Here is a 21,699-nt window from a genome sequence, read left to right as displayed (position 1 = left end):
ATGATAATAATTGGTGAAAAGATAAACTCAACAGTCAAGAATGTTGCTGATGCAATAAAAGAGGGCAACTTTGAATACATTGTAGAGCTTGCAAAAAAACAGTATTTAGCAGGAGCTCATTATATAGATGTAAATGCAGGAGCTTTTGTAGATATTGAAACAGAAGTTTTAAAAAAGATGATTGAAAGTATTCAAAAGGAGATTGATGCCCCACTTTCAATTGACAGTCCAAGACCAGAGGTCATAGGAGAGGTTATGAAAATTTATAAAGGAGAAAGAGCCATCTTTAACTCTGTGATATACGAAGAGGGGATTTTGTCAAGAGCGCTACCTATTATCAAAGAGTACAACATGAAAGTGGTTGCTCTTTTGATGGACGATGTTGGTATACCTGATGAGCCTGAAAAAAGAGTTGAGATTGCAAAAAGGCTTGTTGATAGGTTTACAAGTAGTGGTATTCTTGAGGAAGATATATTCTTAGACCCAATGCTCCAACCAGTATCTGTTGACAAAAGATATGTTGATGTTGCGCTTGAGACAATAAAATTAATCAGGAAAGAATTTGAGAATGTAAATATTATCTGTGGTCTTTCAAATGTGTCGTTTGGGCTTCCAAAAAGAAGATGGTTAAATAGAGCATTTTTGCCCATTGCGATTTATTTTGGCTTAAATAGCTGCATTGCTGATCCGTTAGATGATGTTTTGATGAAGTTAATCTACGCTGCAGAGGCCCTTTCAGGTCGAGATGAGTTTTGTATGGAATATATTACAAAGGCAAGAGAAGGGTTTTTAGATTAAAAATTTTTAGTCTGAAAAGGTGAAGAGATGTTAAAAATTTCTAATATACAGCAAAATAGTTTGGCAGATAAGTGTGGTTTTAAACCAGGAGACATAGTTTTAAAAATAAATGGTTGTGAGATAAATGATATAATTGATTACTTGTACTATTCCAAGGAAGAGAGACTTACAATTGAGTATTTGAGGGATGGGAAGCTTTATAAAATCGGGCTTATAAACAAAAAATTAAAACCTCTTGGAATAGAGTTTGAATACGAGAAAGTTAAAAGGTGTGTAAACAAGTGTATATTCTGTTTCATTGACCAGCTTCCAAAAGGTATGAGGAAGACTCTTTATATAAAAGATGATGATACAGCACTTTCAATTTTAAGTGGCAATTACATTACACTTACAAACTTGACAGAAAAGGACTTTGAAAGAATAGTTAAATTTCATTTAAGTCCTCTGAAAATCTCTGTTCATACAACCAACCCGACCTTGAGAAAATTTATCTTGAAAAACCCCAAGGCTGCACTGATTTTGGACCAGCTAGAATTTTTAGCAAAACACAATATAGAATTTGATGCTCAGATTGTTCTCATGAAAGGAATAAATGACGGCTTTGAGCTTGACAGAACAATCTCTGATTTGTCAAAATTTTATCCTAATATTCGCTCTATAGCAGTTGTACCAGTAGGACTTACAAAATACCGTGAGGGATTATTTCCTTTGGAGCCTTTTTCTAAAGATGATGCGAAGAAGGTCTTAAATCAAATATCAGGATGGCAAAGAAAATTTAAAAAAGAATTTGGTACCAAGCTTGTTTTTGCTTCTGATGAGTTTTATATCAAAGCTCAAGAGGACGTACCAGGTTATGAGTTTTACGAGGATTTTAGGCAAATAGAAAATGGGGTGGGTTTGCTTGCCCTTTTTAAAAAGCAATTTTTAGAGGCTTTAAAAAGACTAAAACCAGACTATAATCTTAAAAAACATGTAACAGTTATAACAGGTGTTTCAGCATATGAGTTTTTAAAGAACCTTACAAAGATTTTTAACAAAAAATTTCCAAATGTGGAAGTCAATATTGTAAAAATTGTGAACAATTTCTTTGGGCATACTATTACAGTTGCAGGGCTTCTCACTGGCAAAGACATAATTGATCAGCTACAAAATGTTAATATTGGTGATTATATTTTGATTCCTTCATGTGCTCTTAACTATGAAAATAAGTTTTTAGATGATGTTCATATAGATGAGTTAAAAAAGAGATTTAAATGTCCAGTTTATCCTGTAGAAAATCATGGCAGAAAACTACTCTATTATTTACTGAAAGGTGGTGAAAAGGGTTGAAGCCAACTGTTGCGATTGTGGGAAGACCAAATGTAGGGAAATCTACGCTTTTCAATAGGCTAATTGGTGAGAGGCGTGCAATTGTCGATGACACGCCGGGTATTACACGCGACAGGATTGTGGGCGAGACAGAGTGGAGAGGGATTACTTTTAATGTAATAGACACAGGCGGTATTGAACCTTATTCTGAAGATATTATTTTAAAACAAATGAGACGCCAAGCACAGTTTGCTATTGACATGTCTGATGTAATAATCTTTATGGTGGATGGCAAAACTGGACTTACTGATGCAGACAGAGAAGTTGCAAATATGTTAAGAGCTTCGAAAAAACCTATTGTGCTTGCAGTAAATAAAATTGACAACATATCAGAGCAGCCCATAATTTATGAGTTTTATGAGCTTGGACTTTCTGACCCAATTCCTATGTCAGCAGAACACGGCAGTGGTGTTGGAGATGTTTTAGATGCAGTTGTTAGTTATTTTGATAAAGTGGGAATAAATGAAATAGAAGAGGATTCAATAAAGGTTGCTATAATAGGAAAGCCAAATACAGGAAAATCCTCTCTTGTAAACTATATTCTTGGAGAGGAGAGGGTTATTGTAAGCGATATTCCAGGTACAACGCGAGATGCAATAGACTCATATGTTGAGTTTGAAGGTATTCCTCTAACTTTGATTGACACAGCAGGTCTTAGGCGAAAGAGCAAAATTTATGACAATATTGAGCGCTACAGTATGCTCAGAACTCTTTCTGTGATAGAAAGAAGTGACATTTGCGTTATTCTTCTTGATGGTACAGAGCCGGTTTCAGAACAGGATGCAAAGATAGCTGGGTATGCTTATGAAGCAGGAAAAGGATGTATTATTGCTGTAAATAAGTGGGATGCAGTTGAGAAGGATGAAAAGACGGCAGATGAATACAAAAAGCAAATAGAAGAGAAACTCAGTTTTCTCAAGTTTGCACCTGTTTTGTTCATCTCTGCGAAGACAGGTTTTAGAGTCAAAAAACTTTTAGAGACGGTCTTATATGTATATGGCAACTACACACGGAGGATTACAACTGGTCAGATAAATGACGTTTTAGCAGAAGCAACAACAATATATCAGCCGCCAAGTGACAAAGGAAAACAGCTTAAAATTTATTACATGACACAAGTGGGCGAAAAGCCTCCAAAGATGGCTATATTTGTAAATGATAAGGATTTATTTCATTTTTCATATCAGAGATACATTGAAAACTATCTCAGAAAGACATTTGACTTCACAGGGGTGCCTATAGTATTTCTAATAAGAGAGAAAGGGGAAAAGGATTAATGAAAGCACTTCAGATTTTGATTGTGCTTGCAGTAGGGTATTTGCTTGGAAGTGTACTGCCAGCTCTTATAATTGGTAAGATGTTAAATGGAGTTGACATTAGAAAATACGGGAGCGGAAATCCGGGCACTACCAATGTTCTTCGTACAATGGGGATAGGTCCTGCAATTTTGGTATTTACTATTGATGTTTTGAAAGGTGTTGTGGCAACTTTGTTTGCTAAGATTGTCATGCCAGATGACGTTGTTTTAGGTGTTACACTTGCTGGGTTTGCAGTTATCTGTGGTCACAATTGGCCATTATACTTCGGATTTAGAGGAGGAAAAGCGGTTGCAACATCTATTGGTGTTGCGCTTGTGGCAACACCGGTTATTACCCTTATTGTAATAGCACTTGCATTGATTGTACTTGTTATAAAAAGGTATATGTCTTTGACAAGTATAGTAGGTAGTATCTTGTATTTCCTTGTTATTTTGATATTTGCAAGGGAATACTGGTTTTTGGCTCTTATAATAATGGTTGTCATAATTATCCGTCACAGAGAAAATATTAAAAGGCTTTTGAATGGCACGGAGAGGAAGATTGGGGAGAGGGTAAAACTTCAATAATGAGCGCTTATGATAACATTGCGTGGTACTACAAGAGATTTTCTAATGTCTTTTTTAACAAGAAATTAATTTTGAGGTTTTTAAAAAATACATTTCTTGAGTTTGGTATTTCAAAGAAAGCAAGAATATTAGATATTGGATGTGGAACAGGTTCTATTTTGCGCTCTTTGGCCCAAATAGGTTTTAAAAAACTTTATGGTATTGACATATCAAGGCAGATGATAAAATTTGCTTATATTACAAACTCATCTTTTAATGTGAGACTCTACAATAAAAACTTTTTGGATTTTGTGCCAAGAAATAAATTTGATGTGGTACTTTCTACCATGGATGTTTTAAATCATGTGGATAAAAAAGACCTTTTGAAATACTTCGAGAATGTGAGAAGGGTGCTAAGAAGTAATGGGTTGTTTATATTTGATATAAATCTAAAAGAATATCTAAAAAGCTTGGGGAAAAGAGAAAAAGTGGTCAAAAAAGTAGATGACATATTATTTACTTGGAAGTTTAAAGCAATGCGGAAGAAAATTTCTATTAATTTTTCAATAGCAGATGTAAAGACAGCTGTACATGATAAGATAATTGAGTACATTTATTCAGATCAAGAGATTGAAAAGTTTTTAAAGAAAAGCAAATTTGTAATTGTAAAGAGGGTTTATGACTACAATAGTCCTAACAAAACTTGCTTTTGCACGAAAGTTTGTTACGTTTGCAAGAAGATTTAGTGCATAAAACTTTCTAAAAGTAGTCAGAATATTATTTGTAAATGATTTAAAAGTGAAAAAAGAAGGTGAGCTTTTTTAAAATGCGTGGAAGAGTTAAGTGGTTCAACCCTGAGAAGGGTTATGGATTTATCAGTACTGAAAATGGTGATGATGTTTTTGTTCATTTTTCAGCCATCAACATGGAAGGATATAAGACTTTAGCAGAAGGACAGATGGTCGAATTTGATGTTGTGAAGAGTGAAAGAGGAAACCAGGCAGTGAATGTAAGAAAGGTAAAATAAGCTTCTGGCAGTTTTGCTGGAAGCTTTTTTGTTTTTGGTATAAAATAAAATCTATAAAATCTTAAACTTTTGTTTTTTGGGGGTAATACTACTTATGGCAAAAATATTAAGAGCACTATCAAATGACAAAAATATTGCAATCTTCATCATGGACTCAACAGACATAGTCGAAGAGGCAAGAAAAATACATAATCTTCCACCTATCCCAACAGCGGCCTTAGGTAGGCTTTTGACAGCCGCATCAATGATGGGGGTTATGTTAAAAGGTGAAAGGCATACAATTTCAATTCAGATTTCTTGCACAGGAGTTTTAAAAGGCTTGGTTGCAGTTTCTGATTCAAAAGGAAATGTCAAAGGTTATGTAAAGAATAAAAATGTGCTCACAGAGATAAACGAAGCAGGAAAGCTAAACGTGAAAGGTGCAATAGGAGAAGGCACACTAACAGTTATAAAAGACCTGGGCTTAAAAGAACCATATATTGGTCAAATTGAACTTGTCTCAGGTGAGATTGCAGAAGATATAACGCACTATTTTGCTTTGTCAGAGCAGATTCCATCTGCTGTTGCACTTGGTGTTTTGATAGACAAGGACGAGAGTGTAAGGTCAGCTGGGGGATTTATAATCCAAGTACTTCCTGAAACAAGCCCTGATGTTATTCTCAACCTTGAAGAAAGGTTCAAAAATTTTTCAAATATTTCTTCTATTCTGGCTGAAAATGATATTGTAGATATTGTAACAGAACTTTTTGGAGACATTGAATATGAGATTTTAGATGAGTATTATCCAAAGTACAAATGTGATTGTTCAAAACAAAAGGTAGAGAGTATAATTCCCCTTCTTACTGACGATGAGATATCTGATGAGAAGATAGAAATTGTCTGTAGCTTTTGTGAGAAGAAATATTATTTTACAAGAGAAGAAGCTTTTAAAATTAAATATGGCTCGAAATAATAAGAAAATTTAAGCTATCTTTAGCCTGGGCGAGAAAATTTGAAAAAATCAAAGAAAATAATAAAATTTAGCTTGATTCTGCCTAAAAAATGCTATTGAAAAACACTAAGATGTCAAGTATAATAAAACATGTCGCCGCTGATTAAATGCGGCGACGACAAAAAAACAATAAATATGGGCGGTTAGCTCAGCTGGGAGAGCACCTGCCTTACAAGCAGGGGGTCGCAGGTTCGAGCCCTGCACTGCCCACCATCTAAAATGGCCCAGTAGCTCAGTCGGTTAGAGCGCCAGCCTGTCACGCTGGAGGTCGAGGGTTCAAGTCCCTTCTGGGTCGCCAGTTTAAGACATGCCTCGGTAGCTCAGTTGGTAGAGCAGAGGACTGAAAATCCTCGTGTCGGTGGTTCGATTCCGCCCCGAGGCACCAAAGGAAATATTATGATGAGCGGGAATAGCTCAGGTGGTAGAGCGCTACCTTGCCAAGGTAGATGTCGCGGGTTCGAGTCCCGTTTCCCGCTCCAAAATTTTATATAGTAAGAATGTGGCGCCATAGCCAAGCGGTAAGGCAAGGGTCTGCAAAATCCTGATTCCCCGGTTCAAATCCGGGTGGCGCCTCCAATATGTGAAAGTTATCAAACCTGCTCAAGAAAAATTGAGCAGGTTTTTTGTTTTTCTGAAAGAAGGATTTTTTGACCTTTGCGTAGAATAAAAATATATTGTACGCTTTTTTAAAGGTCGTCAAATTGTTGACAAAAAATTTTATCTTTAAGGAGGGATTATTGTGGGAGCCTACATAGCTTTAATCTATGGAGTAATTGTGTTTGCAATTCTTGTAATCATTGGCCTTGTCAAATTTATCTTCTCTCAAGAAAAAGGTAATGAAAAGATGCAGGAGATTGCAGGTGCAATCAAAGAAGGTGCCATGGCATTTTTAAACAGGCAGTACAAAACTATTGGTATTCTTGCATTGATTGTTGCCGTTATAATCATAATTGCAAATTATTTTGGTAACCTTTCAAAAGGTTCATCACAGGCTGCTTCGATTGCTTTTCATATAGGTTTTGCTTTTATAACAGGTGCACTCTGCTCAGCAATATCTGGGTATTTGGGAATGTATATTGCAGTGAATTCTAATGTCAGAGCTGCAGCAGGTGCAAGAAAAGGTTTAAATAGAGCTTTGCAGATAGCTCTTCGTGGCGGTGCTGTGACAGGTTTAGCTGTGACCGCGCTGTCACTTTTGGGCGTTGCAACACTGTTTTTGCTGTACGGAGGAGCCTCTGGTAAGGAGAATCTTATAAAAGAAGCACCTTCGCTGATTGTCGGATTTGGATTTGGTGCATCGTTTGTGGCACTGTTTGCTCAGCTGGGCGGCGGAATTTATACAAAAGCTGCTGACGTTGGCGCTGACCTTGTAGGAAAGGTTGAAGCAGGAATTCCTGAAGATGACCCAAGAAACCCGGCTGTTGTTGCTGACCTTGTTGGTGACAATGTAGGAGACTGTGCAGGCCGTGGTGCTGACCTTTTTGAGTCAACAGCTGCTGAGAATATTGGTGCTATGATACTTGGTGTTGCATTATATCCTGTATTTGGGTGGAAGGGAATTTTGTTCCCACTTGTTGCACGTGCTATAGGTATTGTTTCGTCTGTTATTGGTCTTTTCTTTGTCAATACAAAGGATGAGAGCAAAGACCCAATGAAGGCTTTGAACAAGGGCTATTTTGTCACAACAATCTTGAACTTGATAGTATTGATTTTCATAGTAAAAGCAATGCTCTCTGGCAAGCTTCCAAACGGTCAAGAGGTTAACTGGTGGCTTTTGTATGGCTGTGCTGTTGCAGGAATAATTCTTAGCTATATTTTCGTATGGCTTACAGACTTTTATACTTCTTATCACTACAGACCTGTTCAGGAGATAGCTAAAGCATCAACAACCGGTCCTGCGACAAATATCATAACAGGAATGTCAGTTGGTATGGAATCAACAGCACTGCCAGTTGTGTTTATATCAATTGCAATTTATATTGCATACAAACTTGGTGAACATGCACTTCCTGGGTTTGCAAACGGAGGACTTTATGGTACAGCTATTGCGACAATGGGTATGCTTTCAACCTGTGCATATATTTTAGCAATGGACACATTTGGACCGATTACAGACAATGCCGGTGGTATTACTGAAATGTCAGGTGCACCTGAAGAGGTAAGAAATGTCACAGACAGGCTTGATGCTTGCGGCAATACTACAAAAGCCTTGACAAAAGGTTATGCTATTGGTTCTGCGGCACTTGCAACTTTCTTACTTTTCTCTGCTTACCTTGATGAGGTCAAAAAGATACTGGGAAGACCACTTGAGTCTTGGTTCTCTGTTGATATTGGAAAACCTGAAGTATTCATCGGTGCATTTATCGGTGCGATGGTTGTTTACCTTTTCAGCTCAACAGCAATAAGGGCGGTTGGAAGAGCTGCTCAGTATGTTATCTTGGAAGTAAGACGTCAATTTAAAGAGATACCTGGTATTATGGAAGGAAGAGCAAAGCCTGACTACGCAAAGTGTGTTGATATTGTTACAAAAGGTGCTTTGAAAGAAATGGTTGTTCCTGGAATGATAGTTGTAATTGCACCTATTTTGGTTGGAATTTTACTTGGAAAAGAGGCAGCGGCGGGCTTTTTAATGATAGGTACAATTGCAGGTGTGATCTTGGCGCTTTTCCTCAACAACGGCGGTGGTGCATGGGACAACGCGAAGAAGTTCATAGAGCTTGGCAACTACGGTGGCAAAAGGTCAGATGCACACAAGGCAGCAGTTGTTGGAGACACAGTTGGAGATCCTTGCAAAGACACAGCAGGTCCGTCCTTGCATGTGCTTGTAAAGCTTATATCTACAATTACTCTTGTGTTTGTATCGCTCTTTAGATAAGGGTTTATTGAGAAAATAGAAGCAAAAGGGAAGAAGGGAAACTATAGTCCTTCTTCCCTTCTTTGTTTTTGAGAATTGGAGCTAAGGATTGAATTTAAGTTTGCTTATACAGAAAATAAATTAAAGTTGTTAAACAATTTTCAAAAATGGTATAATAAAATTAGGAAATGAATAGGGGGGAGCACAGATGGGCCTGTTTGGATTAGGTGTGCCAAAACAGATAAAAGAGCTTGGGCGCGACATCTGTGAGCCACTTGATGTTGAGTACATTGAAGGTCACCCAGACATAAAGTATCAAGGCAGGATGAAACTGCATGTATGTCAGAACGGATTTTACTTAATTGACCCATCAAAAAAACATTTCGGTGTTGTCAAGTGGACAGATTTCAAAGAAGCATATCCAAGCAGGACAAGTGACAGACGAACAATCATAGCAACTAAGGATTTCAAGATTTACTTATTGGGTATTGAGGAGAGGGTTTGTGAGATTTTGACAAAGAGGATGGCAAGTTAATTTGAAAAAAGGGAGGAGAGTTTGTTTTTTCGCTTTTTGACAAAGAATGAGGCTGGGAAGACAGGTTTTTTCCCCAGCCTCTTTTTTCTTGATAATGTACTTAATTTACTATAAAATAGATAAGAGTAACAAACTCACATTAAAATTTACCTTATAACAAAAAAGGAGCTGAAAAAAATGATAACAAGACAAGATGTTGAATATGTTGCAAACCTTGCAAGACTTACTTTGACTGAAGAAGAAATTGAAAAGATGACAAAAGAGCTTGGTGCTATAATCGAGTTTGCAAATAAACTATCTGACCTTGACACCGAAGGTATTGAACCAACAGCACATGTCCTTAACCTTTACAATGTGTTTAGAAGCGATGAGGTAAAGCCTTCATACCCGCGCGAAAAGATTTTACAAAACGCTCCTTCCCACGACGATGTTTGTATAAAAGTCCCAAAAATTGTAGAATAAATATTTATTTGTAAGGAGGCTAAACAAAAGATGCTCTACAAACTTACTGCGCATGAAGCAATTGAACTTATTAAAAAGAAAGAAGTGAAATGTCAAGAGATTGTCGAAAGTGTTCTTGAGAGAATTAGACAGGTTGAAGATAAGGTAAAGTCATATATAACAATCACAGAAGAACAGGCTTTAGAAAATGCAAAAAAGATTGATGAAAAGATTGCCAAGGGTGAACAGGTAGGAAGCTTATATGGGCTTCCAATTGCTCTCAAAGACAACCTGTGCACAGATGGAATTAGGACAACATGTGCATCTAAAATCCTTTACAACTTTGTTCCACCTTACGATGCAACTGTTGTAAAAAAGTTAAAAGAAAATGACATGACACTTTTAGGCAAGCTCAATATGGACGAGTTTGCAATGGGCTCATCAACAGAAAACTCTGCTTTTCACACAACAAGAAATCCGTGGGATTTGGAAAGAGTTCCGGGGGGTTCATCAGGTGGGTCTGCTGCAGCTGTTGCAGCAGATGAAGCATTTTTCACCCTTGGTTCTGACACAGGTGGTTCTATCAGGCAGCCAGCTTCACTTTGTGGAGTTGTTGGTATGAAGCCAACATATGGAAGGGTTTCGCGATTTGGACTTGTTGCATTTGCATCCTCTCTTGACCAGATAGGACCTTTGACAAAAGATGTTGAGGACTGTGCAATTGCAATGAATATCATATGTGGACATGACCCATATGATGCAACATCAGCACCAATTGAGGTTCCTGACTTTACAAAGGCTCTTGTAAATGATGTTAAAGGTCTTAAGATTGGTGTTCCAAGAGAATATATGGAAAAAGGAGTTAATGATGAGGTAAAAAAAGCTGTTGAGAAAGCACTTGAGCTTTTAAAATCTCTTGGTGCACAGTATGAAGAGTTTTCAATACCAATTGTGGAGTATGCTCTTCCAACTTACTACATCATTGCTTCATCTGAGGCAAGCTCAAATTTAGCAAGGTACGACGGAATCAAATATGGATATAGAACACAAAATTATGAGGACCTGATTGATTTATACAAAAAGACAAGGTCAGAAGGATTTGGTTCAGAGGTAAAAAGAAGAATTATGCTTGGCACGTATGCACTTTCTGCTGGATACTATGATGCATACTACAAAAAAGGATTGCAGGTAAGGACATTGATTAAGAGGGCATTTGATGAAGCTTTCCAAAAGTATGATGTTATTATCACACCAACAAGCCCAACAACAGCTTTTAAAATAGGTGAAAGAGTTTCGAACCCGCTTGAGATGTATATGTCGGATATATGCACAGTGCCAGTTAACATTGCAGGGCTTCCTGCAATATCAATTCCGTGCGGTTTTGACAGCAACGGACTTCCGATAGGTCTTCAGATTATAGGTAAGGCGTTTGATGAACAGACGATATTAAGAGTTGCATATACCTATGAACAAAACAGCGGATATAGAAACTTAAAACCTCAGAATTTATAATACAGAACCCTATAGATTGAACAAAAGCATTATTTTAAACAAGAGGTGAAAAAAGAAGATGGAATATGAGATTGTAATAGGTTTAGAAGTGCATGCTGAGCTTGCAACAAAGTCAAAGATTTTTTGCAGCTGCACCACAGAGTTTGGCGGTGAGCCAAACACACATTGCTGTCCTATTTGCACTGGCATGCCAGGGGTACTTCCTGTTTTGAACAAAAAGGCGGTTGAATATGCCATAATGGCAGGGCTTGCCACAAACTGCCAGATAGCAAGATATAGCAAACAGGACAGAAAAAATTATTTTTATCCCGACCTTCCAAAAGCTTACCAGATTTCACAGTATGACTTGCCACTCTGTTACAATGGTTATATAGACATTGAGGTAAATGGGCAAAAAAAGAGAATAGGGATAAAGAGAATTCACATTGAGGAAGATGCCGGAAAGCTTCTTCATGACCAGTGGGAAGAAGGAAGTCTTGTTGATTTTAACAGGTGCGGTGTTCCTTTGATTGAGATTGTTACAGAGCCTGATTTACGTTCCAGCGAAGAGACAAGGATATTTCTTGAAAAGCTAAAAGCAATTTTGCAATACACAGAGGTTTCTGACTGCAAGATGCAAGAAGGGTCACTGAGGGTTGATGTGAATCTTTCTGTCAGACCAAAAGGTTCAAAAGAGTTTGGGACAAGAACAGAGATGAAGAATTTAAACTCTTTCAGATCTGTTGTAAGAGCTATAGAATATGAGGCAAGAAGACAGATAGAAGTTTTAGAAAGTGGCGGTGTTGTTATCCAAGAGACAAGAAGATGGGACGACGCAAAAGGGATAAGCCTTTCAATGAGGACAAAGGAAGAAGCGCATGACTACAGATATTTCCCAGAGCCTGACCTTCCACCGATAATTGTTGATGAAAAGTGGATTGAAGAGATAAGAAAGAAAATTCCTGAGCTTCCTGACCAGAAAAAGGAAAGATATATAAAAGAATATGGTCTTCCTGAGTATGATGCTGGTGTTTTGACCTCCTCTAAACCAATTGCCAACTATTTTGAAGAGTGCATAAAGTACACAAGTAATATAAAAGCTGCGAGCAACTGGATGATGGGAGAGATTATGAGAATATTAAATGACAAAGGGTTAGAACCTGAGGAAATTGACAATATAAAGATTAAACCAAATCAGCTTGCAAGCCTTATTAACCTTGTTGATAACAAGACAATTTCTAACACTATTGCAAAACAAGTCTTTGAAGAGATGTTTGAAACAGGAAAAGACCCAGAGGTTATTGTAAAAGAGAAAGGGCTTGTTCAGATAACAGACAGGAACGTAATTTTAGAAGCTGTGAAACAGGCAATAGCAAACAATCCAAAATCAGTAGAAGATTATAAAAATGGTAAAGACAAGGCGTTTGGATTTTTGGTGGGCCAAGTTATGAAGATAACAAAAGGCAAGGCAAACCCACAGCTTGTAAATGAAATCTTAAAAGAAGAACTTGAGAAAATATAAGCTTTAAGAAAAGGAGCTTTCTTATGAATATTCAAAAGAAAGCTCCCTCTTTTTTAAATTTTTTGAAAAGGTGAGAATGAAAGTGGAAACCAAAAAGTTTGGAATAGAGGAAGAAATCTTAGATAAGATTATCGAAATTTTAAAAAAATATAAGCAAGTTAAAAAAGCTTGCATTTTTGGTTCAAGAGCAAGAGGAGACCACAAGAAAGCTTCTGACGTAGATATATGTATTTGGCTTGAAGACGATAGTGAAAATCCAATTTACAAAATTGAGGATGAATTAGAAGAAGTTAATACAATATTATTGTTTGATATTGTCGCGTTCAATAGTATTACAAAAGAAAGCCTCAAAGAAAGTATTGTGAAAGAAGGAGCAGTTATATATGAAAGAGAGAATAGTAGAGAAGTTTGAAGATTTTAAGAATGCTTTAAAAAGATTGGAAGAAGGTATAAGTATAGAGCCAGACAGGGACATCATTATAGATGGGGCAATCCAGAGATTTGAATTTGTCTTTGAGCTTTCATGGAAGCTCATGAGGGAATATTTGAAGTATACTGGTTTGGAGATTAACAATCCTCGGGGCGTTATAAAGTATGCATATCAAAACGGCATTATAGAAGACGGTGACAAGTGGGTTAAAATGCTTTCAGATAGAAATATGACTTCAAACTTATATAACCAAAAAATATCTTACAAAAATTACCAAAACATTAAATTTGAGTATATAGAGCTATTTAGGAAGCTACTTTTAAAATTTGAAAATATAATATCTTCTGAGCTGTGAAGATGGCAAATTTGTTGATGGATTTGCAAAAAAAGGGTAAAATAAAATTAAGAAAAGGAGCTTTTAACAAAGCAGACATTTGAGGAGATGGTAAGATGCAAAAGAAAGAGAAAAACAACAACTTTTACATGGCGTTTTGTGATGATAGGTTCAAGATAAACAGAATTGCAATTACCTTTATAGACAAGCTTGAAAGGGAGAAAAATACTTTAAATGCTCTATTTCCAATGGTTTTAATAAGAGGGAACAATAAGTACAAGGATATGAAAGAAATAAATAGATTTTTGGACAATATGTATGGTGCAACTCTGAGCATTGACGTGGATAAAAAAGGCGATTTGCAGACAATCACCTTTTCAATAAGTTTTTTGAACGACAGATTTGCTGGCGAGCAGCTTTATGAGAAGTCCTTGCAGTTTTTACATGACATAATCTATGGACCAATAGAATATGGTGGTGGATTTAAAGAAGAGGTGATAGAACAAGAAAAGAACAATCTCAAACAGGAAATAGAAGGCAGAATCAACGACAAGGTCCAGTACGCAATTGACAGGTGTATAGAGATAATGTTTGAGGGTCAAAATTATGCCCTTTATGAAAAGGGGAATGTTGATGATTTGAAGACCATAACAAAAGATAAACTATTTTTGCAGTACAAAGAAGTAGTTGAGAAAAAGCCTATGTATGTGATGATTTATGGCGACTACAACGAAGAATATGCAATTTCTAAAGCGTTAGAAGTATTTGGACAAAATCAAAGAGAAGATATCAAAAATGATTTTTCTATTAATCTTCCTTTTGCTGGTACAAGGTATATTACAGAGGAAATGGAAGTAAACCAAGGCAAGATTTCAATTGGTATAAGGACAAATGTTGACACAAGGTCCACTGATTACTACAAACTTTTGCTATTAAACGGAGTTTTAGGTGCATCACCAAAATCAAAGTTATTCGAAAATGTGCGTGAAAAGGCTTCGCTTTGTTACTATGCATTTTCAAGGGTTGATAGATTCAAGTCAGTCATGGTTATAAGTTCTGGAATAGAGATAGAAAACTATGAAAAAGCTTTGAATCTGATTTTACAGCAGCTTGAGGATATCAAAAAAGGCGTGATCACAACGGTTGAATATGAAAGTGCCTTAAATTATTACAAAACAGCGCTGATGGCTATTTATGACAGTCCAAGAGATCTACTTGGATTTTACCTCAATCAGGCTTTAGTGGGTGAGATGCTTGAACCAAAAGAGATTTTTGAAATGCTTAAAGATGTGAATGTTTCAGATGTAAAAGAGATTGCTAACAGATTTGAGGTTGATACAGTATATTTCTTGAGAAACAGAGGTGCAATGTAAGATGGAGAGAATATACGATGACATTTTGCACGAAGAAGTTTATGTAAACTCATATACAAATGGACTAAAAGCATTTGTCATCAAGAAGAAGAACTTTAGTAAGGCCTTTGCTGGCTATGCTACAAAATATGGATCTGTCGACAGCAAATTTATTCATCCTAAAACAAATGAGATAGTTGAAGTTCCAGATGGAATTGCGCACTTTTTAGAGCATAAGCTATTTGAAGAGCAAGAGGGAAATGTATTTGACAGGTTTGCAAAGTTTGGTGCCATGGCAAATGCCTTTACTTCATTTAAAGAGACAGTTTACTATTTCATCTCAACCCAAAACTTTTACGAAAACTTTGAAATACTTTTGGATTTTGTACAAAACCCATATTTTACAGACCAAAATGTTGAAAAAGAAAAGGGTATAATTGCCCAAGAGATAAGAATGTATCAGGACAATCCAAATTGGAGAGTGTATTTTAACCTCTTGAACGCCCTATACGTTGAACATCCTGTTAAGATTGACATAGCAGGGACACTTGATAGTATCCAAAAAATTACAAAAGATGACCTTTACCTGTGCTACAATACATTTTACCATCCAAGTAATATGATTGTTGTAGTATGTGGGGATGTGGACCCACAGAAGGTTTTTGACATGGTTGAAAAAATGGAAAAAACAAAAGAATATCAGAGCTTGATCGAAAGAATCTATCCTGAAGAACCCGATAGGGTAAATCAAAAGAGGATAGAGGTAAAGCTGTCTATTTCGACGCCTATTTTTTATATAGGTTTTAAAGACCATTTAAACGACCTTCCACCGTATGACATGATAATGAAAGATATAGAAACACAAATCTTAGCCGAGATGCTCTTTGGAAAGTCCACAGATTTTTATGAGCAGCTTTACAAAGAGGGATTAATCAATCAGAGTTTTGGCTTTGAATATAATTGCGAGCCTGATTACTCTTTTTTCATGATAGGAGGAGAGAGCAAGGACCCGGACCAGGTGTACAAAAGGGTGTTAGAGCACATAGAGAATGTGAAGAAAAATGGTATTGATAAGAATGAATTTGAAAGAGCAAAAAAGGTTGTTCTTGGGAATCACTTGCGGAAGTTTGACAATCTAGAAAAGCTCTCGGTTGAGTTTATATATAGCTATTTCAAAGGTATAAATATATTTGAGTATGTAAAAGAGATAAATTCAGTGTCGTATGAAAGATGCCAAAATAGGCTAAAAAGCTTTTTTGAGGAAGACAAAAGCTGTATTTCTATTGTTTGGCCGATACAATAAAAAATTGTTGGATGTGAGAAAACAAATGTATGACAACAGTATAGTATTTCCGGGGTTCCACCTTAAGTTTAATTTTAGTCCAATAGCGTTTAAGATTTTTGGTCTTGAGGTTAGATGGTATGGGATAATAATTGCATTTGGTTTTTTATGCGGCTTTCTTGTTTCGAGCTATATTGCAAAAAAGGAAAATGTACAAACAGAAGTTTTGCTTGACATTGCAATAATTGCACTACCTGTTGCGATTATATTTGCAAGGGTGTATTATGTATTGTTTAATTTTAAAGAGTTCAAAGACAATCTTCTTAGTATATTTGCAATACGCCAAGGTGGGCTTGCAATATATGGTGCGGTGATAGGTGCGCTTGTCAGCACTTATATATACTGCAGAACGAAAAAGATAAGTTTTTTGAAGATATGCGACATAGGTGTACATGGTCTTATTTTGGGGCAGGCAATTGGAAGATGGGGAAACTTTGCAAACCGCGAGGCATATGGGTATGAGACAAATCTTCCTTGGCGTATGCAGATTTATAGCGTGGAAGCAGGAAAGCGTATAGAAGTCCATCCAACATTTTTGTACGAATCAGTATGGGATTTTCTTGTGTTTTTTGCCTTGCTCATTTTGAGAAGATATAAAAAGAAAGATGGTGAGATTTTTGGATTTTATTTGATTTTATACTCTGCTGGCAGGTTTTTTATAGAAGCTCTGCGAACAGACAGTCTAATGCTCGGCCCGATAAGAGTGTCCCAACTTGTTGCAGTAATTTGTATCATTATTGGATCAACTATTGTTTTAAAATTAAGATTACAATATTTCGACAAAATATAGCAAAAAATCAGTACAATGTATTTTTAGAGTATTTTTGTTGACAAAATGCGCATTTGGTTTTATAATTAAAATACAATCTCTGTAAGATGGTGGGAATATGATAACTGAAAAGATAATGAAACTCAGAGAGAAGCTGGATGAGCTTATAAACAGTAATGCAGATTATGATGCGATATACCATGTCAGTACTGAGCTGGACAAACTGATTTTGGACTACTATAAAGAGCAGAATGAGGTAGTTTTTAAGAAGCTGGCACAAAAAGAGGGGAAGGTCTAAAAAACTTCTTTTTAGCAGAAGCGGGGGTACATTTACAGAAAAAATTTTAAAAGAAAGACATAAAAATAGGGCGACTGAATTGCCCTATTTTTTTTTCTTTTATTGAAGGATTTTTCGAATTGATATAGAATATTTTTATAAAGTGGTTCAAAGTGGAGTAAAGTGGTTGAATGTTAATAGGTGAGTACAAACACGTGGTGGATAACAAGGGAAGGGTAACTTTGCCTTCTAAATTCAGAGAAGAACTTGGTGAAAGGTTTATATTGACAAAAGGGCTTGACAACTGCCTTTTTGGGTATTCGCTCAAAGAGTGGGCAGTGTTAGAAGAAAAGTTAAAGAAGTTACCACTTACAAGTAAAGACGCGAGAGCATTTTTGAGGTTTTTCTTTGCGGGGGCGTGCGAATGTGAGGTTGACAAGCAAGGGAGGATATTGATACCACAAAATTTGAGAGAATATGCAAACTTGCAAAAAGAGGTATTTATCATTGGTGTTATGACCAGAATAGAAATATGGAGCGAAGAAAACTGGCAAAGAGAAATGGCAGATGAAAGTCTTTCTGTTGAAAAGATTGCACAAAAAATGGAAGAGCTTGGAATATAAGAATTAAACGGTACAGGTGAAGAGAGATGTATGAGCACATACCAGTTTTGCTTGAAGAATCCACATCATATTTGGTGACCAAGCCGGATGGGGTATATGTTGATGCAACATTCGGTCTTGGAGGACATTCGAAGAGGATACTTGAAAAACTGTCAAACAAGGGTTTTCTGATTGCAATAGACAAGGATGAAGAGGCAGTAGAGCTTGGCAAAGAAAAGTTTAAGGAATGCAACAATATAAAGATTGTTCATTCATCATTTTCAAGGTTAGATGAGGTACTTAACTTTCTTGGGATTGACAAGATTGATGGAATATTGTTCGACCTTGGCGTATCGTCTTTACAACTTGACAAGCCAGAGAGGGGTTTTTCATACAATAGTGACTCTTTTTTAGACATGAGGATGGACAAGACAAGCAAGCTCACAGCATATGATGTTGTCAACAAGTACTCCGAAAAGGAGCTTGAGAGAATAATAAGAGAGTATGGGGAAGAAAGGTATGCCAGAAAAATTGCAAAAGAGATTGTAAAAAGAAGGCAACAGAAGCCAATTACAACTACAAAAGAGTTAAATGATTTAATAAACTCGGTTGTCCCGAGACTAAAAGACGGTTCAAATCCTGCAAAAAGGACTTTTCAAGCAATCAGGATTGAAGTGAATAGTGAGCTTGAAGAGATAAAAGTAGCACTTGAAAAAAGTATAAGATTTTTAAAAAGTGGTGGGAGAGTTTGTGTTATATCATTTCACTCTCTTGAAGACAGAATAGTAAAGGAATTTTTTAAGTATCACTCACTTGAATGTGTATGTCCAAAAGATATACCAGTTTGTGTGTGCGGGAAGAAGAAAGAGTTGAATATTCTCACAAAAAAACCTATAACCCCTACCAAAGAGGAGATTGAGAAGAACAAGAGAAGCCACAGCGCAAAGCTGAGAGTGGCTGAGAAGATATGAAACAAATTTAAGGGGGTTTTATTTATTATGGCAAAAGAAGCTTCTGTGTTGTATGATGATGATTTTTTAGAAGAACTCAAGAAGAAAGAGATAGAAGAGGAAATAATCAAAAAAAATGAGCTAAGAAAGGAGATAAGTAAACAAAGAAGACTTGAGAAGTTAAAGTTAGTGAGGCGTCTTATATTTGTGAGTGTATTTTGTTGTATCTCAATAGTCTTGATGTGCGGCTATGTAAATATTACAGCAGAGAGGGCAAAACTTGCGAAACTTCAAAATGAACTGAAAATACAAAATGATATAAACAAAGAGTTAAAACTTCAGATAGATGGCAAGTTTACACTTTCTGAAATAGAGAGGATTGCAACTGAGAAGTATTCTATGACCCATCCTGATTCATCGCAAGTTATTTATGTAACTGTTGACAGCAGCAGTGGCAAGGATAAGGTTTTGGCAAAGAAAGATAAGGCAAACTATAATAATAGAATCTTTTCAATAATAAACTTTATTAAGAAACTATTTTGATTATTTTTAAACTTTCAATGGGGGAAGCGAAAGCTTGAAAGAGGCATCAATCAAGATAAAAAAGAGAATTATATTTATGATGGCAATATTTTTTTTGAGTTTTGTATTGCTTGTAGGAAGACTTTCATATCTTCAGCTGATAAAAGGAGAAGAGCTCAAAAAAAAGGCGTTTTCGCAGTGGACCAGAGAAAGGCTTGTTGCTCCAAAAAGAGGTAGTATAGTTGACAGAAACGGAAAGATTTTAGCAATGTCAATTACCGCAGAAACAGTTGTTGCTTCTTTGAGCCAGGTCAAAGACAAGGAGTATACAGCAAGAGTACTTTCAAGTATTTTGGGTATGGACTATGAGAAGATTTTGAAAAAACTCAATACAAAAGGAGTTTCTGACGTTTACATAGCGCGCAATATTGACAAGGACAAAGCAAATAAGATAAGAAAATATGACCTTCCTGGAATCTATCTTACAGGGGGAACAAAAAGGGTTTATCCGAACGGGAATTTCTTAGCACAGGTGCTTGGATTTACTGGTGTTGATGACCAGGGGTTAGCAGGACTTGAACTTTTCTATGACAAGTATTTGAGAGGGAAACCAGGCAGTATTGCGGCGCAAACAGATGTAAGTGGGAGGGCAGCACCGTTTTCTGAGGAGTTTTTCAAAAAACCGGTTGATGGCTATGACATTATGCTCACAATTGATGAAACAATCCAGCACTTTGCAGAAAAATACGCACAGAAAGCTTTGTATGATAACAAAGCAAAAAGTGTTACAATAATAGTTGAAAAGGTCAAAACAGGCGAGATATTAGCAATGACATCAAAACCTGACTTTGATCCAAACAAGCCTTTTGACCTGCTTTACAAAGACAGATTCCCTGATTTTGATAAGCTCCCACAGTCGGAGAAGACTAAAATCATTCAATCAATGTGGAGAAACAGGGCACTTAACGATGTGTATGAGCCAGGTTCTACATTTAAGATAGTCACTGCAGCCGCAGGTCTTGAGGAAGGAGTTGTAAATGAAAACTCTCAGTTTTACTGCAGGGGTTATGTAAAGGTTGCAAATGCTATACTTAGATGTTGGCGATATTACAATCCGCATGGTGCAGAAAATTTTGTGGAAGGTGTGCAAAATTCGTGTAACCCAGTATTTATAGAAGTTGGTCAGAGGCTTGGCAAAGAAAAACTGTATAAGTATATAAACCTATTTGGGTTTGGGCAAAAGACAGGCATTGACCTTCCTGGTGAGGCGAAGGGCATTGTACAACCTATTGACAAGGTTGGACCAGTTGAACTTGCAACAATATCGTTTGGTCAAGGTATTTCAGCAACACCTATTCAGGTAATTAGTATGATAAATACTGTCGCAAACGATGGTGTTTGGGTCCAGCCTCATATTGTTAAGGCCATTTATGATAAAGATAAGAAAGTAATAAAGTCATTTGACAATCCACAAAAAAGAAGGGTTATGAATCCTGAGATAGCAAAAAGACTGAGAAGTATTTTACAGTCTGTTGTAACAAATGGTACTGGTCACAATGCTTACCTGTTAGGTTATAAAGTTGCTGGCAAGACAGGTACATCACAAAAATATGATAAGACGGTGAAAAGGTATATAGCATCATTTGGTGGTTTTGCGCCGGCCGACAATCCAGAAGTATCTGTGCTTGTGATTATTGACGAGCCAGACCCATCGCTTTACTATGGCGGTTTGATTGCAGCACCTGTTGCACGTGACCTGTTAAATGATATTTTGAGATACCTTGAAATACAACCACAATATACAGCCGAGGAACTAAAGAAAATTGAATTTTACAAAGAGTATATTGTACCTAATGTTACTGGTATGGACATTGAAAGCGCAAAAAAGACAGTTTTAGACAGCAAATTCAATGTCAAAGTTATAGGCAATGGCAAAAATGTAATTGACCAAATACCTAAGGCAGGATTTATGCTAAAAGAAGGTTCAACAATAGTTCTGTTTACTGTGCAGAATAATGAATCAGATGTTGTTGTGCCAAATGTGGTAGGGCTGAGTATGCAAGATGCACAGAAGGTTTTAACAAGTAATATGCTTAATATAAAGATAAAAGGGATAAAAGGCAAGGCCATAAGACAAGACCCGCAGCCAGGTACAAAAGTGCCAATTGGGTCAATAGTTGAAGTTGAGTTTGCTGACAAAGAAAATGCTGAATAGAGCTTAAAAGACAAG

Annotated in this window: 22 protein-coding genes and 5 tRNA genes; all 27 read left to right on the top strand. The window is 36.6% G+C overall.

Annotated elements, in window-relative coordinates; all coding sequences use genetic code 11:
- Positions 1–798 carry a dihydropteroate synthase gene (locus ELD05_RS10425; RefSeq protein ID WP_127352380.1) on the top strand — a complete coding sequence of 266 codons (798 nt, stop codon included), beginning with the start codon at positions 1–3 and terminating at the stop codon, positions 796–798.
- A 27-nt stretch (positions 799–825) separates the two neighbouring features.
- Positions 826–2,127, top strand: a complete 1,302-nt coding sequence (locus tag ELD05_RS10420) for a DUF512 domain-containing protein (protein WP_127352379.1) — start codon at positions 826–828, stop codon at positions 2,125–2,127.
- Complete coding sequence (gene der, locus ELD05_RS10415; RefSeq protein WP_127352378.1) at positions 2,124–3,443, top strand: ribosome biogenesis GTPase Der; 1,320 nt, start codon at positions 2,124–2,126, stop codon at positions 3,441–3,443. The genes ELD05_RS10420 and der overlap by 4 nt, the downstream gene beginning before the upstream one ends.
- The gene (gene plsY / locus ELD05_RS10410) at positions 3,443–4,051 is read left to right on the top strand and encodes a glycerol-3-phosphate 1-O-acyltransferase PlsY (protein WP_127352377.1); all 609 of its coding nucleotides are present in this window, start codon (positions 3,443–3,445) and stop codon (positions 4,049–4,051) included. The genes der and plsY overlap by 1 nt, the downstream gene beginning before the upstream one ends.
- The gene (locus tag ELD05_RS10405) at positions 4,051–4,776 is read left to right on the top strand and encodes a class I SAM-dependent methyltransferase (RefSeq protein ID WP_127352376.1); all 726 of its coding nucleotides are present in this window, start codon (positions 4,051–4,053) and stop codon (positions 4,774–4,776) included. The genes plsY and ELD05_RS10405 overlap by 1 nt, the downstream gene beginning before the upstream one ends.
- Positions 4,777–4,856: 80 nt before the next feature.
- A complete protein-coding gene (locus ELD05_RS10400; protein ID WP_011916463.1) occupies positions 4,857–5,057 on the top strand; it encodes a cold shock domain-containing protein in 201 nt (66 codons plus the stop codon).
- A 94-nt stretch (positions 5,058–5,151) separates the two neighbouring features.
- Positions 5,152–6,009 (top strand): Hsp33 family molecular chaperone HslO, encoded by an 858-nt coding sequence (gene hslO / locus ELD05_RS10395; RefSeq protein ID WP_127352375.1) that lies wholly within the window; start codon positions 5,152–5,154, stop codon positions 6,007–6,009.
- A 176-nt stretch (positions 6,010–6,185) separates the two neighbouring features.
- Positions 6,186–6,261, top strand: a tRNA-Val gene (locus tag ELD05_RS10390).
- Between the two features lie 8 nt (positions 6,262–6,269).
- A tRNA-Asp gene (locus ELD05_RS10385) sits at positions 6,270–6,346 on the top strand.
- 11 nt (positions 6,347–6,357) lie between these two features.
- Positions 6,358–6,433: transfer RNA gene (locus ELD05_RS10380), tRNA-Phe, on the top strand.
- An 18-nt stretch (positions 6,434–6,451) separates the two neighbouring features.
- Positions 6,452–6,527 (top strand) — tRNA-Gly (locus ELD05_RS10375).
- Between the two features lie 22 nt (positions 6,528–6,549).
- Positions 6,550–6,624: transfer RNA gene (locus ELD05_RS10370), tRNA-Cys, on the top strand.
- Positions 6,625–6,787: 163 nt separating this feature from the next.
- Positions 6,788–8,923: a sodium-translocating pyrophosphatase gene (locus ELD05_RS10365; protein WP_127352374.1), complete on the top strand. Its 2,136-nt coding sequence runs from the start codon at positions 6,788–6,790 to the stop codon at positions 8,921–8,923.
- 187 nt (positions 8,924–9,110) lie between these two features.
- Positions 9,111–9,437 carry a hypothetical protein gene (locus ELD05_RS10360; RefSeq protein ID WP_127352373.1) on the top strand — a complete coding sequence of 109 codons (327 nt, stop codon included), beginning with the start codon at positions 9,111–9,113 and terminating at the stop codon, positions 9,435–9,437.
- A 177-nt stretch (positions 9,438–9,614) separates the two neighbouring features.
- The gene (gene gatC, locus ELD05_RS10355; RefSeq protein WP_127352372.1) at positions 9,615–9,899 is read left to right on the top strand and encodes an Asp-tRNA(Asn)/Glu-tRNA(Gln) amidotransferase subunit GatC; all 285 of its coding nucleotides are present in this window, start codon (positions 9,615–9,617) and stop codon (positions 9,897–9,899) included.
- A gap of 30 nt (positions 9,900–9,929) precedes the next feature.
- On the top strand, positions 9,930–11,390 hold the full coding sequence (gene gatA / locus ELD05_RS10350) for an Asp-tRNA(Asn)/Glu-tRNA(Gln) amidotransferase subunit GatA (RefSeq protein WP_127352371.1): 1,461 nt from the start codon (positions 9,930–9,932) through the stop codon (positions 11,388–11,390).
- Positions 11,391–11,448: 58 nt separating this feature from the next.
- Positions 11,449–12,891, top strand: a complete 1,443-nt coding sequence (gatB, locus tag ELD05_RS10345) for an Asp-tRNA(Asn)/Glu-tRNA(Gln) amidotransferase subunit GatB (protein WP_127352370.1) — start codon at positions 11,449–11,451, stop codon at positions 12,889–12,891.
- Positions 12,892–12,967: 76 nt separating this feature from the next.
- Positions 12,968–13,303, top strand: coding sequence for a nucleotidyltransferase domain-containing protein (locus tag ELD05_RS10340; RefSeq protein ID WP_127352369.1), 336 nt, complete (start codon positions 12,968–12,970; stop codon positions 13,301–13,303).
- Positions 13,275–13,676: a nucleotidyltransferase substrate binding protein gene (locus ELD05_RS10335; protein ID WP_127352368.1), complete on the top strand. Its 402-nt coding sequence runs from the start codon at positions 13,275–13,277 to the stop codon at positions 13,674–13,676. Before ELD05_RS10340 ends, ELD05_RS10335 begins: the two co-directional genes overlap by 29 nt.
- Positions 13,677–13,771: 95 nt before the next feature.
- The gene (gene yfmF / locus ELD05_RS10330) at positions 13,772–15,028 is read left to right on the top strand and encodes an EF-P 5-aminopentanol modification-associated protein YfmF (protein ID WP_127352367.1); all 1,257 of its coding nucleotides are present in this window, start codon (positions 13,772–13,774) and stop codon (positions 15,026–15,028) included.
- A gap of 1 nt (position 15,029) precedes the next feature.
- Positions 15,030–16,310 carry an EF-P 5-aminopentanol modification-associated protein YfmH gene (yfmH, locus tag ELD05_RS10325; protein WP_127352366.1) on the top strand — a complete coding sequence of 427 codons (1,281 nt, stop codon included), beginning with the start codon at positions 15,030–15,032 and terminating at the stop codon, positions 16,308–16,310.
- Positions 16,311–16,335: 25 nt separating this feature from the next.
- Positions 16,336–17,139 carry a prolipoprotein diacylglyceryl transferase gene (gene lgt / locus ELD05_RS10320; RefSeq protein ID WP_127352365.1) on the top strand — a complete coding sequence of 268 codons (804 nt, stop codon included), beginning with the start codon at positions 16,336–16,338 and terminating at the stop codon, positions 17,137–17,139.
- Positions 17,140–17,236: 97 nt separating this feature from the next.
- Positions 17,237–17,416: a Spo0E family sporulation regulatory protein-aspartic acid phosphatase gene (locus tag ELD05_RS10315; RefSeq protein ID WP_041722483.1), complete on the top strand. Its 180-nt coding sequence runs from the start codon at positions 17,237–17,239 to the stop codon at positions 17,414–17,416.
- Positions 17,417–17,586: 170 nt separating this feature from the next.
- Entirely contained in the window at positions 17,587–18,018 is a 432-nt protein-coding gene (gene mraZ, locus ELD05_RS10310) for a division/cell wall cluster transcriptional repressor MraZ (protein WP_039765306.1), read from the top strand.
- Between the two features lie 26 nt (positions 18,019–18,044).
- Entirely contained in the window at positions 18,045–18,968 is a 924-nt protein-coding gene (gene rsmH, locus ELD05_RS10305) for a 16S rRNA (cytosine(1402)-N(4))-methyltransferase RsmH (RefSeq protein WP_127352364.1), read from the top strand.
- Between the two features lie 27 nt (positions 18,969–18,995).
- A complete protein-coding gene (locus tag ELD05_RS10300) occupies positions 18,996–19,490 on the top strand; it encodes an FtsB/FtsL family cell division protein (RefSeq protein ID WP_127352363.1) in 495 nt (164 codons plus the stop codon).
- 34 nt (positions 19,491–19,524) lie between these two features.
- Positions 19,525–21,684, top strand: coding sequence for a stage V sporulation protein D (locus ELD05_RS10295; RefSeq protein WP_127352362.1), 2,160 nt, complete (start codon positions 19,525–19,527; stop codon positions 21,682–21,684).
- Positions 21,685–21,699 lie beyond the last annotated feature (15 nt).

Source organism: Caldicellulosiruptor changbaiensis, assembly GCF_003999255.1.
Classification (GTDB): domain Bacteria; phylum Bacillota; class Thermoanaerobacteria; order Caldicellulosiruptorales; family Caldicellulosiruptoraceae; genus Caldicellulosiruptor; species Caldicellulosiruptor changbaiensis.
The sequence above is the reverse complement of the archived record's forward strand: the minus strand, read 5'-3'. Positions and strand labels throughout refer to the sequence as shown.

What these genes read in the sequence shown, in the direction of transcription:
- gatA (WP_127352371.1), top strand. Translation starts at nt 9,930, where the DNA reads ATGCTCTACAAACTTACTGCGCATGAAGCAATTGAACTTATTAAAAAG.
- ELD05_RS10425 (WP_127352380.1), top strand. Translation starts at nt 1, where the DNA reads ATGATAATAATTGGTGAAAAGATAAACTCAACAGTCAAGAATGTTGCT.
- ELD05_RS10300 (WP_127352363.1), top strand. Translation starts at nt 18,996, where the DNA reads ATGGCAAAAGAAGCTTCTGTGTTGTATGATGATGATTTTTTAGAAGAA.
- ELD05_RS10400 (WP_011916463.1), top strand. Translation starts at nt 4,857, where the DNA reads ATGCGTGGAAGAGTTAAGTGGTTCAACCCTGAGAAGGGTTATGGATTT.
- plsY (WP_127352377.1), top strand. Translation starts at nt 3,443, where the DNA reads ATGAAAGCACTTCAGATTTTGATTGTGCTTGCAGTAGGGTATTTGCTT.
- hslO (WP_127352375.1), top strand. Translation starts at nt 5,152, where the DNA reads ATGGCAAAAATATTAAGAGCACTATCAAATGACAAAAATATTGCAATC.
- rsmH (WP_127352364.1), top strand. Translation starts at nt 18,045, where the DNA reads ATGTATGAGCACATACCAGTTTTGCTTGAAGAATCCACATCATATTTG.
- gatC (WP_127352372.1), top strand. Translation starts at nt 9,615, where the DNA reads ATGATAACAAGACAAGATGTTGAATATGTTGCAAACCTTGCAAGACTT.
- ELD05_RS10315 (WP_041722483.1), top strand. Translation starts at nt 17,237, where the DNA reads ATGATAACTGAAAAGATAATGAAACTCAGAGAGAAGCTGGATGAGCTT.
- gatB (WP_127352370.1), top strand. Translation starts at nt 11,449, where the DNA reads ATGGAATATGAGATTGTAATAGGTTTAGAAGTGCATGCTGAGCTTGCA.
- yfmF (WP_127352367.1), top strand. Translation starts at nt 13,772, where the DNA reads ATGCAAAAGAAAGAGAAAAACAACAACTTTTACATGGCGTTTTGTGAT.
- ELD05_RS10420 (WP_127352379.1), top strand. Translation starts at nt 826, where the DNA reads ATGTTAAAAATTTCTAATATACAGCAAAATAGTTTGGCAGATAAGTGT.
- lgt (WP_127352365.1), top strand. Translation starts at nt 16,336, where the DNA reads ATGTATGACAACAGTATAGTATTTCCGGGGTTCCACCTTAAGTTTAAT.
- ELD05_RS10335 (WP_127352368.1), top strand. Translation starts at nt 13,275, where the DNA reads ATGAAAGAGAGAATAGTAGAGAAGTTTGAAGATTTTAAGAATGCTTTA.
- mraZ (WP_039765306.1), top strand. Translation starts at nt 17,587, where the DNA reads ATGTTAATAGGTGAGTACAAACACGTGGTGGATAACAAGGGAAGGGTA.
- ELD05_RS10405 (WP_127352376.1), top strand. Translation starts at nt 4,051, where the DNA reads ATGAGCGCTTATGATAACATTGCGTGGTACTACAAGAGATTTTCTAAT.
- ELD05_RS10360 (WP_127352373.1), top strand. Translation starts at nt 9,111, where the DNA reads ATGGGCCTGTTTGGATTAGGTGTGCCAAAACAGATAAAAGAGCTTGGG.
- ELD05_RS10340 (WP_127352369.1), top strand. Translation starts at nt 12,968, where the DNA reads ATGAAAGTGGAAACCAAAAAGTTTGGAATAGAGGAAGAAATCTTAGAT.
- yfmH (WP_127352366.1), top strand. Translation starts at nt 15,030, where the DNA reads ATGGAGAGAATATACGATGACATTTTGCACGAAGAAGTTTATGTAAAC.